14 protein-coding genes are annotated in these 12,038 nt (G+C 71.5%); 7 read left to right on the top strand and 7 right to left on the bottom strand.

What is annotated here, in order from left to right:
• Positions 1–92 precede the first annotated feature (92 nt).
• From ACIHIX_RS01205 to ACIHIX_RS01230, 6 genes are all read right to left on the bottom strand, one after another.
• A complete protein-coding gene (locus ACIHIX_RS01205; RefSeq protein ID WP_399948446.1) occupies positions 93–1,367 on the bottom strand; it encodes an HD-GYP domain-containing protein in 1,275 nt (424 codons plus the stop codon).
• Between the two features lie 77 nt (positions 1,368–1,444).
• Positions 1,445–2,737 (bottom strand): HD-GYP domain-containing protein, encoded by a 1,293-nt coding sequence (locus ACIHIX_RS01210; RefSeq protein ID WP_399948448.1) that lies wholly within the window; start codon positions 2,735–2,737, stop codon positions 1,445–1,447.
• Positions 2,738–2,845: 108 nt separating this feature from the next.
• Positions 2,846–3,157: a mycothiol system anti-sigma-R factor gene (gene rsrA, locus ACIHIX_RS01215; protein WP_399948450.1), complete on the bottom strand. Its 312-nt coding sequence runs from the start codon at positions 3,155–3,157 to the stop codon at positions 2,846–2,848.
• Entirely contained in the window at positions 3,154–3,837 is a 684-nt protein-coding gene (gene sigR, locus ACIHIX_RS01220) for an RNA polymerase sigma factor SigR (RefSeq protein ID WP_399950000.1), read from the bottom strand. Before sigR ends, rsrA begins: the two co-directional genes overlap by 4 nt.
• A 245-nt stretch (positions 3,838–4,082) precedes the next feature.
• On the bottom strand, positions 4,083–4,721 hold the full coding sequence (locus tag ACIHIX_RS01225) for an alpha/beta family hydrolase (RefSeq protein ID WP_399948452.1): 639 nt from the start codon (positions 4,719–4,721) through the stop codon (positions 4,083–4,085).
• Position 4,722: 1 nt separating this feature from the next.
• On the bottom strand, positions 4,723–5,538 hold the full coding sequence (locus ACIHIX_RS01230) for an SOS response-associated peptidase (protein ID WP_399948454.1): 816 nt from the start codon (positions 5,536–5,538) through the stop codon (positions 4,723–4,725).
• A 50-nt stretch (positions 5,539–5,588) separates the two neighbouring features.
• Between ACIHIX_RS01230 and ACIHIX_RS01235 the strand changes: the two genes are divergently transcribed.
• The 4 genes from ACIHIX_RS01235 (at position 5,589) to ACIHIX_RS01250 (ending at position 9,149) form a co-directional block, all read left to right on the top strand.
• The gene (locus ACIHIX_RS01235) at positions 5,589–6,302 is read left to right on the top strand and encodes a M50 family metallopeptidase (protein WP_399948456.1); all 714 of its coding nucleotides are present in this window, start codon (positions 5,589–5,591) and stop codon (positions 6,300–6,302) included.
• A 98-nt stretch (positions 6,303–6,400) separates the two neighbouring features.
• Positions 6,401–7,726 carry a 3-phosphoshikimate 1-carboxyvinyltransferase gene (gene aroA / locus ACIHIX_RS01240; RefSeq protein ID WP_399948458.1) on the top strand — a complete coding sequence of 442 codons (1,326 nt, stop codon included), beginning with the start codon at positions 6,401–6,403 and terminating at the stop codon, positions 7,724–7,726.
• 12 nt (positions 7,727–7,738) lie between these two features.
• A complete protein-coding gene (gene rsgA, locus ACIHIX_RS01245; RefSeq protein WP_399948459.1) occupies positions 7,739–8,749 on the top strand; it encodes a ribosome small subunit-dependent GTPase A in 1,011 nt (336 codons plus the stop codon).
• 76 nt (positions 8,750–8,825) lie between these two features.
• Complete coding sequence (locus ACIHIX_RS01250) at positions 8,826–9,149, top strand: multidrug efflux SMR transporter (RefSeq protein WP_059192440.1); 324 nt, start codon at positions 8,826–8,828, stop codon at positions 9,147–9,149.
• Positions 9,150–9,159: 10 nt separating this feature from the next.
• Here ACIHIX_RS01250 and ACIHIX_RS01255 read toward each other — a convergent pair whose 3' ends face one another.
• Positions 9,160–9,768, bottom strand: coding sequence for a TetR/AcrR family transcriptional regulator (locus ACIHIX_RS01255; RefSeq protein WP_399948461.1), 609 nt, complete (start codon positions 9,766–9,768; stop codon positions 9,160–9,162).
• A 275-nt stretch (positions 9,769–10,043) separates the two neighbouring features.
• Between ACIHIX_RS01255 and hisN the strand changes: the two genes are divergently transcribed.
• From hisN to ACIHIX_RS01270, 3 genes are all read left to right on the top strand, one after another.
• Positions 10,044–10,844 (top strand): histidinol-phosphatase, encoded by an 801-nt coding sequence (gene hisN / locus ACIHIX_RS01260; protein ID WP_399948463.1) that lies wholly within the window; start codon positions 10,044–10,046, stop codon positions 10,842–10,844.
• 172 nt (positions 10,845–11,016) lie between these two features.
• The gene (locus ACIHIX_RS01265) at positions 11,017–11,415 is read left to right on the top strand and encodes a cyclic nucleotide-binding/CBS domain-containing protein (protein ID WP_399948465.1); all 399 of its coding nucleotides are present in this window, start codon (positions 11,017–11,019) and stop codon (positions 11,413–11,415) included.
• A 90-nt stretch (positions 11,416–11,505) separates the two neighbouring features.
• Positions 11,506–11,922 carry a Fur family transcriptional regulator gene (locus ACIHIX_RS01270; RefSeq protein ID WP_399948467.1) on the top strand — a complete coding sequence of 139 codons (417 nt, stop codon included), beginning with the start codon at positions 11,506–11,508 and terminating at the stop codon, positions 11,920–11,922.
• Positions 11,923–12,038: the final 116 nt, after the last annotated feature.

A 12,038-nucleotide genomic window follows, 5' to 3' on the forward strand; every position in this document is an offset into this window, starting at 1 on the left:
CAGTTGCCCTCAGTGACCTCGCCACTGCCCCCGGAATCCCTCTCCTTCGCATCCAACCACGTGCGGCTGGAGGGGCGCTCATTACCCATGGGTTACCCAGCCGAGGGCAGGGTCAGACAGTCTCTCGCCAGCACCCTGGCCAGCGCCTCCACGACCTCCGGCGCGTAATCCCCCGCGGTCGCGAGGCGCAGCTCCTCCAGTGCGGTGAAGGGCCCGCCGGGCCCGGCGTCCCGCGCCTTCTCCTCATAGGCGTTCACCGTCCGTACGATGCGCGCGGCGACCGGCTGCTGCCGGTACGGGTCGGCCTGCCGCTCCACGACGACGGCGACCGCGCCGTCCACCCCGGTCTGCCGTACGACGGCCCCGCCGAGCAGCGCGATCCGCTGCTGCTCCGCTGCGGGCAGGGCGGCCGTGGCCCCGGCGGGCACCGGGTCGACGAGGCTGAGCTGTCCGATGTCGTGCATGAGGGCGGCGTACTCCAGGACGGTGAGGTCCCGCCCGGACAGCCCCAGGTCCCGGCCGACGGCACGGCTGAGCGCGGCGACGCGGCGGGCGTGTCCGGCGGGGGTGTATCCGGCGATCTCGGTGGCGCGGGCGAGGGAGGCGATGGTCTGCCGGTAGGTGGTGCGGACGGCGGCGTAGCGCCGGAAGGAGAGCTGGGTGAGCAGCAGGGGCACACAGAACACCGGCAGCGCCCACAGGCCGATGACGGCGACCGCGAGGGCCATGACGGCGCCGGTCGCGCAGACGGCGGAGCCGATGCCGAGCAGCGCCCGCAGCTCGTCGCGCAGCAGGGGGCCGAAGGGCCAGCGGGTGCGGGAGTGCCGTAGCGCGGCGGCGAGCACGGCGTCGCACAGGGCGGTGAGGGCGAGGATCGCGATCAGCAGCAGGGCGTACGCCGGCCCGCCCCAGGCGGTGAACACGCCCTGGTTGTAGAGGGGTTGGAAGCAGACGGCGGCGAAGCCGGTGCTGAGAACGCGCCGCGCGAGATGGTCCGGTGCCCGTCCGCTGCCCCGCCAGATGTGCGGCACGCTGCCCAGCAGCCCGGCCGCGACGACGACCGCCACCACCTGGGCCACCCCGTGCTGCGTGGCCCGCCCGGCGTCCGCCCCGAGCAGCGCGTACGACAGCGCCCCGGCGGCCCCGAGCGGCGCGGCCTCCCTGACCTGGGCGCCGGTCCACCGCGTCAGCTCCCCCACGCCGATCAGCGCCCCGAAGGCGACCGCGACGCCCCGCTCCTCCAGGCCGCTCCAGAGGGTGACGGCGAGGGAGACACCGGCGACCAGGGCGGCGGAGGTGTGGACGAGGCTCAACAGCAGCGGCGCCCGGCACACCCGAGCCGCACCCACCACAGGCACATCACTCACAGCACCCATCGCCACATCCGACCCACCCGGCACAGGCGCGTTCCTCGCCGGACCAGCACCGTCCGGCACCGCCGCGCTCATCGCCGTGCCCCGGATCGGGTGCCCGTCGGCCGTCGCGGCGCCGGCAGCGGAGTCGCCTCGTCCGCCGTCACCGCGGGATGCCAGCCGTGCCGTCCCAGCGCCCGGACGAGTGCCGTCACCATCCGTGGGTCGAACTGCGTCCCCGCGCACCGCTCCAGCTCCTCCAGCGCCGTCCCCACGGGCCGCGCCCTGCTGTAGGACCGGGTGGACGTCATCGCGTCGAAGGCGTCGGCGACCGCGACCACCCGCGCCGACTCGGGGATCTGCGCCCCGACCAGCCCGTACGGGTACCCGCTGCCGTCCAGCCGTTCGTGATGGTGCAGTACGGCCGCCCGGGCTTCCCCGAGGAAGGAGATGCCCCGCACCATCTCGTGCCCGTACTCGGGATGCAGTTCGATGATCCGGCGTTCCTCGGGCGTCAGCGGCCCGTCCTTGCGCAGCAGCCGCGTCGGAACGCCCAGCTTGCCCACGTCGTGCAGGATGCCGGCGAAGCGGAGGACCTCGATGCGGCCCTCGTCCATCCCCAGCTCACGGGCGATCATCATCGAGGCCTGGCCGACGCGTTCACTGTGTCCGCGCGTGTACTCGTCCTTGATGTCGACGGCCTGCACCAGCGCGCGGATGGTCGCCTGGTGGGCGGCCCGCTCCCGGTGGTACTGCGCGAACGCCCACCAGGACACACACATCGGCAGCAGCACGAGCAGCGCGGCGACGGGCCCGTACGGGCTGCGCCACAGGACGGCCATCATGAGCCCGGCGAGCCCGTGCACGGCGATCGGCGCGAGGGACCGTACGAAGAGCCCCCGCCAGGCCAGCCGGGCCGGGACGCCGTCCGCGAGCGCCAGGATGCCGCCGTCGAGCACGGTCAGCACCAGGCAGAAGGCGACGACGGCCGCCCCCGCCGGGACGAGCGCGTAGGGAAAGTCGGAGTGCACGACGGCGTCGCGACCGTCCAGCGCCCAGTGCACCCGGGACGCGACCCAGGCGGCGAGGGCCAGTTGGGAGGCCCGCCAGATCCGGCGCGGCAGCCGTGGCCGTCGGACGACCGGGGAGAGCAGCGCCCCCGGCACCGCGACGAGCGCGGCGGCGGGCGGCGGCAGCAGAAAGGCACCGGCGAGCAGCACGGGGTAGAACGAGCCGGAGAGCCGCTCGCCGCCCGCGTAGAGGACGGCGAGCAGGGCCACCGCCCACCACGGGGCACGTACCGCCGGCAGCAGGTGCAGGCAGTACAGGGCGGCGAGGGCCACACAGCCGAGGTACACACGGGCCCGTGCGGGTATCGCCTCCATACACCCCTCCCCGGGCACGCGCTTCCAGCACGGGAGCCTAGGGCGGTGAGGGGGAGGTCCGCGGGCTTATGACCCGTGGATTAGCACGTTCGAGTGACGACCGTGCGTTCAGGATTCCTGCGGGGCGGTCGGGGCGGCGGCGACGTCGTGGTCCGGCACGGCCTGTCCGGAGCGGATCAGGTCGAGCCGACCGAGCACCTTGGAACGCAGGTCCGTGGGGACGTCGTCATGTCCGCAGCACCGCTTGACCAGCTTCTTCACGGCCTCTTCGAGCCCGTACTTCTCCAGGCACGGCGAGCACTCGGTGAAGTGCTGCTTGAACTTGTCCCGGTCGACGTCCGGCATCTCGCTGTCGAGGAACTCGTAGAGATGGTCGAGTACCTCACTGCAGTCCGTCTCGTGCGGCTCTCCGCAGCTCATGAGCCCGAACCTTTCACTTCGTTCGACTCCCCGGCGCCGGCCGGGACCAGCCCGCGCTCACGGGCGTAGTCCTCGAGCATGCCGCGCAGTTGACGGCGGCCCCGGTGCAGCCGGGACATCACCGTACCGATGGGTGTCCCCATGATGTCCGCGATCTCCTTGTAGGCAAAGCCCTCGACGTCCGCCAGATACACGGCGATACGGAATTCCTCGGGGATCGCCTGGAGCGCTTCCTTCACGTCCGAGTCGGGCAGGTGGTCCAGCGCCTGCGACTCGGCGGAGCGCAGACCGGTCGACATGTGCGACTCGGCGCGCGCCAGCTGCCAGTCCTCGATCTCCTCGGCCGCGGAGCGCTGGGGTTCACGCTGCTTCTTGCGGTACGAGTTGATGAACGTGTTGGTCAGGATCCGGTACAGCCACGCCTTGAGGTTGGTGCCCTCGCGGAACTGGTGGAAGGACGCGTACGCCTTGGCGTAGGTCTCCTGCACCAGGTCCTCGGCGTCGGCCGGGTTGCGCGTCATCCGCAGGGCGGCCGAGTACATCTGGTCGAGGAATTCGAGCGCGTCCCGCTCGAAGCGCGCGCTGCGCTCCGTCGTGGACTCCGTGCCCGTGCCCTGGCCCTCGGGCTGCTCCGCCTGGCCGTGTTCGGTCCCTGCGTCGGTACCGGGAACCGGACCCACCTCCTCAAGTTTCTGGGCGGCCTCGAAGCCGATGCCACCAGAATCGGAGGATAGACGACTACCCGTGCCCGCCGCGCCTCGAATAGGCGTGGTCTTGCCCGCGTGCAGCACCGTCCAGTCCAGGTCAGCGCGGCTGCTGCGGGTCGGGCAGAAGGTCGAACCCATGCGGCGGACTTCCTCTCCTCAGACGTGTGAGCACTTCTGTCCCGCTCAACAGAGGTCCGCCGCACAACATTCCCGGCTCTTTACCCGAGTGACTGGGCCCACTTCAGGACCGCGTCCGTGATGACCGTCACGGCCTCGTCCTGACCGATCTCCGCCCTCTTCGGCACCGCGAATCCATGATCGCCGCAGGGCACCTCGACCAGCTCGTAAGCGCCCCCGGCGGGGAACTCGTCCGGTCTCCCGAAGGGGTCGTTGCCGCCCTGTACGACGAGGGTGGGCACCCCGGACCCGAGCAGCTCCTCGGCGCGGGACTTCTCCGGCTTGCCCGGCGGGTGGAGCGGGAAGCTGAGGGCGAGCACGGCGGCGGCGCCCAGCTCCACGGCGGTACGGCAGGCCACCCGGGCTCCGGCACTGCGCCCACCGGAGACGACGGGGAGCCCCGGCTGCGCGACGGCGGGCCAGATCCCGCGCCACCCGATGTCGAGGGTCTTGGGCGCGGGGGCGAGCTTCTTGCCCGCCACCCGCCAGGGCTGCTCGACGAGGGCGACGGTCACGCCGTGCGCCGGGAGGGTCTGCGCGAGGGCCTGGAGATCCCGCGCCTCGATGCCGCCGCCCGCCCCATGGCTGACGGCGAGGACGAGGCGGGCCTGCTTCTTGGCCTCGTGCCAGGTGATGCGGGCGTCCCCGGCGTCCGTGCTGACGATCTCAGTGGTGGTCACGTCAGAAGAGTGTGCCCTCCTCGGGCCCCTCCAGCTCCTTCAGCAGCTCCGGCCCGTTGTTGCGGACGTTGCTGACGGCGGTGGAGACGGGGTAGGCGCGCATCAGCCCGGGCGGGGGCGGCGCGAGCAGGGAGCGCAGGTCCTCGACGTCGGTGCGGGACGGGTCCAGCCAGGAGTCCCAGCGGTCCGGTGTCAGCATCAGCGGCATCCGGGGGTGGATGTCGGCGAGCGCGTGCGGTCCGTCGGCGGGGGCCACGGCCAGCGGGCTCGTCTCGGCCTCGGTCGTGATCACCGAGCAGGTCACCCACCAGGACTGCGGATGGTCGTCGGGCAGGGTCCGGTCGCGCCAGAACTCGTACAGCCCGGCCATCGCGAACACCGACCCGTCGGCGGGCAGCACGAAGTACGGCTGCTTGCGCGGCCGCTTCTTCTTGCCCTCGACCTCCAGATCCCGCTCGGCCGCGGCGGTGACCCACTCGTAGTAGCCGTCGGCGGGGATGATGCAGCGACGCGAGGAGAAGGCCCGCTTGTAGGAGGGCTTCTCGTGGACGGTCTCCGCGCGGGCGTTGATCATCCGGGCGCCGCCCTCGGGGGTCTTCGACCAGCTCGGCACCAGTCCCCACTTGAGCTTGCGGAGCTGCCGAACCGGGCGCGGATCTTCGGCGTCCTTAAGAGGACGGTCGAGGACGGCGTAGACCTCCTTGGTCGGGGCCACGTTGTAGTCGGGGGCCAGGGTCTCCTCGGGCTCCCACTTCTCGATCTCAAAGATTCCTGCGAGATCCTCGGGCCCACGACTAGCTGCATACCGTCCGCACATACGTGCCACACTGCCAGACTCCGTACGACCAGAGGGAGCCACCACCGAACATGGACGCCAACACCGCGACCTCTCTCTGGGACGAGCTGATCGGCACCCAGCCCGACCCCGACCTGTGGGTGGTCCTCGCCACCATGGGCGCGGCGCTCGCCATAGTCGTCCCGCACACCCTGTGGCGTGTCTCGCGCAACGCCATCACCATCGCCCACGAGGGCGGCCACGGGCTGGTCGCGCTGCTCACCGGCCGCACGCTGACCGGCATCCGGCTGCACTCCGACACCAGCGGCCTGACCGTCAGCAAGGGCAAGCCGTACGGCATCGGCATGATCCTCACCGCGTCCGCCGGCTACACCGCTCCCCCGCTGCTGGGCCTGGGCGGCGCGGCCCTCCTCGCGGCCGGCCGCATCACCCTGCTCCTGTGGCTGGCCACGGCGCTCCTGGTGGCGATGCTGGTGATGATCCGCAACGCGTACGGCGCCCTGACGGTGGTGCTCACGGGCGGCACGTTCGTGGTGGTGTCGTGGCTCGCGGGCCCTCAGGTGCAGGCCGCTTTCGCCTACGCGGTCGTGTGGTTCTTGTTGCTCGGTGGAGTTCGACCGGCATTCGAGTTGCAGGCGAAGCGGTCGCGCGGAGGCGCGGGCGACTCGGACGCGGACCAGCTGTCGAGGCTGACGCATGTACCGGCGGGCCTGTGGTTGTTCCTGTTCCACGCGGTGAGCCTGTGTTCGTTGATAGGTGGCGGCAGGTGGTTGCTGGAGGTGTGACGCGCCCCGGAGGGGCAGGCGTCAGGGGTGCGGGGAACTGCGCGACCAGCCACAACGGCGGCGCACCCGAAAGACCGCCCACCACTAAAGTGGACCCCATGGCTTTGAACCCCGCAGAAACCGCCCTCTGGCCCGCCCCCCACGCGCGCGGAGCCGTCGACGCAACGGTCCACGTCCCGGGGTCGAAGTCCGTCACCAACCGAGCCCTCGTCCTGGCCGCCCTCGCCTCGGAACCCGGCTGGCTGCGCCGCCCCCTCCGCTCCCGCGACACCCTCCTCATGGCCGCCGCGCTCCGCGAGATGGGCGTCGGCATCGAGGAGGGCGTGGGTCCCGACGGCACCGGCGAGACGTGGCGCGTGCTCCCCGCGGGGCTGCGCGGCCCGGCCACCGTCAACGTCGGCAACGCCGGCACCGTCATGCGCTTCCTGCCGCCCGTCGCCGCCCTGGCCGACGGCCCCATCTGTTTCGACGGTGACCCGAGGTCGTACGAGCGCCCCCTGAACGGCGTGATCGACGCCCTCCGTGTCCTCGGCGCCCGTATCGACGACGACGGCCGTGGCGCCCTGCCGCTGACGGTCCACGGCGGCGGCGCGCTGGACGGCGGTCCGGTGGAGATCGACGCGTCGAGCTCGTCCCAGTTCGTGAGCGCCCTCCTGCTCTCCGGCCCCCGCTTCAACCAGGGCGTGGAGGTCCGCCACGTGGGCGCCACGCTGCCCTCCATGCCCCACATCCGCATGACCGTGGACATGCTGCGCGCGGTCGGTGCCCAGGTGGACACCCCGGAGTCGGGCGGCGAGCCGAACGTGTGGCGGGTGACGCCGGGCGCGCTGCTCGGCCGGGACCTCACCATCGAGCCTGACCTCTCCAACGCCCAGCCGTTCCTGGCCGCGGCCCTGGTGACCGGCGGCAAGGTCGTCGTCCCGGACTGGCCGGCCCGCACCACACAGCCCGGCGACAAGCTGCGGGAGATCTTCACCGAGATGGGTGGTTCCTGCGAACTCACCGAGTACGGGCTGGTGTTCACCGGTTCGGGTGCGATCCACGGCATCGACGTGGACCTGAGCGAGGTCGGTGAACTGACCCCCGGTATCGCGGCGGTCGCCGCCCTCGCCGACTCCCCCTCGACGCTGCGCGGGGTGGCCCACCTCCGACTGCACGAGACGGACCGGCTGGCCGCGCTCACCAAGGAGATCAACGAACTCGGCGGTGACGTCACCGAGACCGCCGACGGTCTGCACATCCGTCCGCGCCGGTTGCACGGCGGGATCTTCCACACCTACGAGGACCACCGCATGGCGACGGCCGGCGCGATCATCGGCCTCGCGGTCGAGGGCGTGCAGATCGAGAACGTGGCGACGACCGCCAAGACACTGCCGGACTTCCCCGACCTGTGGACCGGGATGCTCGGGAGCGACGGGGCGTAGGGACACACCGCCATGCGTCGCTACGGCAAGCACACCGACGAGGACGACATCCGCTCCCGCCCCAACCGCAAGGGCAACCGGCCGCGTACGAACATCCGCCCGAAGCACGAGGAAGCGGTCGAGGGCATGGTCCTCACCGTGGACCGGGGCCGGCTGACCTGTCTGGTCGAGGACCGGGTCGTGATGGCCATGAAGGCCCGCGAGCTGGGCCGCAAGGCGGCGATCGTCGGTGACCGGGTGGCCATCGTCGGCGATCTCTCCGGCCAGAAGGACACCCTGGCCCGGATCGTCCGGATCGAGCCGCGCACCTCGGTGCTGCGCCGCACGGCGGACGACGACGACCCCTACGAGCGGGTGGTCGTCGCCAACGCGGACCAGCTCGCCATCGTCACCGCCCTCGCCGACCCCGAACCCCGCCCCCGCCTGATCGACCGCTGCCTGGTCGCGGCGTACGACGGCGGCCTGGAACCGCTCCTGGTCCTGACGAAGTCGGACCTCGCCCCGGCGGACAAGCTGCTTGAGCTGTACGGCGACCTCGACATCCCCTACGTCGTCACCAGCCGCGAGGAGCTGGAGAACGGCGATGCGGCGGGCCGGGTGCGCGAGCAGCTCGACGGCAAGATCACGGCGTTCGTCGGCCACTCCGGCGTCGGCAAGACGACCCTGGTGAACGCGCTGGTGCCGAAGGACCGCCGCCGTCTGACGGGCCACGTCAACGCGGTGACCGGCCGCGGCCGGCACACCACGACCTCGGCGCTGGCGCTTCCCCTGGACGGCGACGACGGCTGGGTGATCGACACTCCGGGTGTCCGGTCGTTCGGTCTGCACCACGTGGACCCGTCCCGGGTGATCCACGCGTTCCCGGACCTGGAACCGGGAACCGAGGGCTGTCCGCGCGCGTGCAGTCATGATGAGCCGGACTGCGCGCTCGACCAGTGGGTGGCGGACGGCCACGCGGATCCCGCCCGCCTCTACTCGCTGCGTCGGCTGCTGGCCACCCGGGAGCGGAAGGAAGGCGACTGACCTCCGCGTTGTTTGTGGGCCCGCGAGTCCGGTAAGTGCATAATCGCACCGAGCCGGACCTACGGGAGGACAGCACATGGCGTGGCTGCTGGTAGTGGTGGCCGGGTTGCTGGAAACCGGATTCGCCGTGTGTCTCAAGCTCTCCCACGGTTTCACCCGGCTCTGGCCCACGGTCGCCTTCTGCATCTTCGCCCTCGGCAGCTTCGGTCTGCTGACGCTGTCGCTGAGGAAGCTCGACGTGGGCCCGGCGTACGCGGTGTGGACGGGCATCGGCGCGGCCGGGACGGCGATCTACGGAATGATCTTCCTCGGCGACCTGGTCTCGACCCTGAAGCTCGTCTCGATCAGCTTCGTCATCGTCGGAGTGATCGGCCTCCAGCTGTCGGGCTCGGCGCACTGAAGGCCGCTCGCTAGACCGGCTGCCGATACAGCGCGGCACGCACGAGGTCGGTGACGCCGCCCTCCCCCGGCGGTGCCGACACACAGGAGAGGGCGAGCCGTACGACGAGTTCGCAGGAGCGGGCCAGCTCGGCGGTGTCCTGCTTGGCCGCGCCGGGTCCGCCCAGTGCCGCCACGGCACGGTCGCGCACCAGCGCCACGAAGTCGCCGGGCGAGGGCAGCGGACCGTCGGCCCGGCGCTGGGCCGGCACCGCGGAGGAGGACGGGACCGCGGTGAGCGCCGGCGCGGGCAGGCGCTCGCTCCAGCAGCCGGTGAGCATGGCCCGTACGAGCGCGTTCTCGCGGGCCGTGCCGGCCGTCCACTCTGCGGTGGCGGTGAGCCGGTCACGGGCGTCGGCGTGGGTGGCGAGCGCGCGTTCGACGCCGGCGAGATACCCGTCGGCCTCCCTTCTGACGAGCGCGCGGGCCAGCCCTTCCTTGCTCCCGAACTCGTTGTACAGCGTCTGCCGGGACACCCCGGCCGCCGCGGCGACGTCCACCATCCGCACCGCGGACCACGGCCGGCGCGCGAGCGCCGTGTACGCGGCGTCCAGCAGGGACTCCCTCGCTGCAGGCATCATCGCCTCCTAGGGGCGAGCGGCTCTGCGCCCAGATTTGACGCGCGTGATGGCACTGTCAAGGGTTCGCGAGGGCACGAGGGGGCGCCCCTGATCCGCCGTACGCCGCCGCACCCCCGCCGCTCCACCGGGCTCCGCAGGTGGGCGACGGCCTCCGGTCCGCCGGGCCCGCGGGGAGCGGAGGTCGCCGGTCGGCCAGGTTCCGTCCACTGCGCGCACACTGTCCACACTCCGGCCCCTGTAGCCCCGTACCTCACCCGGCAGATACCGTTCGTCGCATGCCGGACTACCTCGACGACCTCCGCTTCGCCCACGTCCTCGCCGACGCGGCCGACGCGGCCACCATGGACCGCTTCAAGGCCCTCGACCTCAAGGTCGAGACGAAGCCGGACATGACGCCGGTGAGCGAGGCGGACAAGGCCGCGGAGGACTTGATCCGCACCCATCTCCAGCGCGCCCGCCCGCGCGACGCGGTCCTGGGCGAGGAGTACGGCCTCCAGGGCACCGGCCCCCGCCGCTGGGTCGTCGACCCGATCGACGGCACCAAGAACTACGTCCGCGGCGTCCCTGTCTGGGCCACCCTCATCTCCCTGATGGAGGCGGGCGAAGGCGGCTACCAGCCCGTCGTCGGCGTGGTCTCCGCCCCCGCCCTGGGCCGCCGCTGGTGGGCCGCGAAGGGCCACGGCGCCTTTACCGGCCGCAGCCTCTCCTCGGCCTCCCGGCTGCGCGTCTCCCAGGTCTCCAAGCTCTCCGACGCCTCCTTCTCCTACTCCTCCCTCTCCGGCTGGGAGGAGCAGGGCCGCCTGGGCGGCTTCCTCGACCTGACCCGCGAGGTGTGGCGCACGCGCGCGTACGGCGACTTCTGGCCCTACATGCTGGTCGCCGAGGGCGCCGTCGACATCTGCGCCGAACCGGAGCTCTCGCTCTGGGACATGGCCGCCAACGCGATCATCGTCACCGAGGCCGGCGGCAGCTTCACCGGCCTCGACGGCCGCCCCGGCCCGCACGGCGGCAACGCGGCCGCCTCGAACGGGCTCCTGCACGACGAGCTGTTGGGCTACCTGAACCAGCGGTACTGATCGTTCCGTCCCTCTTCACCCAAAAGCGCAGATGACCGCGTGCGCCCTCAATTGGCCGCACGCGCCCCCTTGTTGACCCTCGCTTTACCTGCGACTCTGGGGAGACCCTCATTTGTGAACTTGTGAATCGCTGAACCAAGTCAGCGATTCCTCAGGAGGTGACTCCGCACCCATGCTCGTTCGCGACGCCATGAGCACCGTCGTCCTCACCATCGGCCCGACCCACACCCTCCGCCAGGCAGCCGCCCTGATGTCCGCCCGGCACGTCGGTGCGGCCGTGGTCCTCGACCCCGACGGCACCGGCATCGGCATCCTCACCGAACGCGACGTCCTCAACTCCGTGGGCCTGGGCCAGAACCCGGACAGCGAACCCAGCCACGCCCACACCACCACCGACGTCGTCTTCGCGGCGCCGTCCTGGACCCTGGAAGAGGCGGCCCGGACGATGGCCCACGGCGGCTTCCGCCACCTCATCGTCCTGGACCGGGGCGAGCCCATCGGCATCGTCTCGGTACGCGACATCATCCGCTGCTGGGCGCCCGCGCGACAGCAGATGACCCTCTCCCACTGAACCCACCGAACCCATCGAGGCCGCCAACTTAGACAAAGTCCAAAGTCAAACTCATTCGCGACCTGGTCCCCTTCTGTTAGGCTGGCGCCTATGAGTGACCTTCTGGAACGGCTTCGCGGACGTGGATGGCGGATGACCGCGCAGCGGCGCGTCGTGGCCGAGGTCCTCGACGGCGATCACGTCCACCTGACGGCCGACGAGGTCCACTCACGGGCCGTCGCCAAGCTGCCCGAGATCTCCCGCGCCACCGTCTACAACACGCTGGGCGAGCTGGTCTCGCTCGGCGAGGTCCTCGAGGTCGCCACCGACAAGCGCGCCAAGCGGTACGACCCCAACGCGCACCGTCCGCACCATCACCTGGTCTGCGCCCAGTGCGGCGCGATCAAGGACGTCCACCCCGGCGGCAACCCGCTGGCGGACCTCCCCGACTCCGAGCGCTTCGGCTTCAAGGTCTCGGACGTCGAGGTGACGTACCGCGGCATCTGCCCGAACTGCGCGGCGGTGTAAGCGAGCACACGCAAGGCCCCGGCGCCCTCCGCGGCACCGGGGCTTTGTGCTGCCCACGGGCTTCCCGGATCTGACGGACCGTCATATGGTCTACGGCACCCACCAGTCCGTTCCGC

Source organism: Streptomyces sp. NPDC051913 (genome assembly GCF_044593635.1).
Lineage (GTDB): Bacteria > Actinomycetota > Actinomycetes > Streptomycetales > Streptomycetaceae > Streptomyces.

Coding starts and splice junctions, on each gene's coding strand:
- rsrA (WP_399948450.1), bottom strand. CDS start 3,157: ATGAGCTGCGGAGAGCCGCACGAGACGGACTGCAGTGAGGTACTCGAC.
- hisN (WP_399948463.1), top strand. CDS start 10,044: ATGCCGGACTACCTCGACGACCTCCGCTTCGCCCACGTCCTCGCCGAC.
- ACIHIX_RS01210 (WP_399948448.1), bottom strand. CDS start 2,737: ATGGAGGCGATACCCGCACGGGCCCGTGTGTACCTCGGCTGTGTGGCC.
- ACIHIX_RS01270 (WP_399948467.1), top strand. CDS start 11,506: ATGAGTGACCTTCTGGAACGGCTTCGCGGACGTGGATGGCGGATGACC.
- ACIHIX_RS01230 (WP_399948454.1), bottom strand. CDS start 5,538: ATGTGCGGACGGTATGCAGCTAGTCGTGGGCCCGAGGATCTCGCAGGA.
- ACIHIX_RS01255 (WP_399948461.1), bottom strand. CDS start 9,768: ATGATGCCTGCAGCGAGGGAGTCCCTGCTGGACGCCGCGTACACGGCG.
- rsgA (WP_399948459.1), top strand. CDS start 7,739: ATGCGTCGCTACGGCAAGCACACCGACGAGGACGACATCCGCTCCCGC.
- ACIHIX_RS01235 (WP_399948456.1), top strand. CDS start 5,589: ATGGACGCCAACACCGCGACCTCTCTCTGGGACGAGCTGATCGGCACC.
- ACIHIX_RS01250 (WP_059192440.1), top strand. CDS start 8,826: ATGGCGTGGCTGCTGGTAGTGGTGGCCGGGTTGCTGGAAACCGGATTC.
- ACIHIX_RS01265 (WP_399948465.1), top strand. CDS start 11,017: ATGCTCGTTCGCGACGCCATGAGCACCGTCGTCCTCACCATCGGCCCG.
- aroA (WP_399948458.1), top strand. CDS start 6,401: ATGGCTTTGAACCCCGCAGAAACCGCCCTCTGGCCCGCCCCCCACGCG.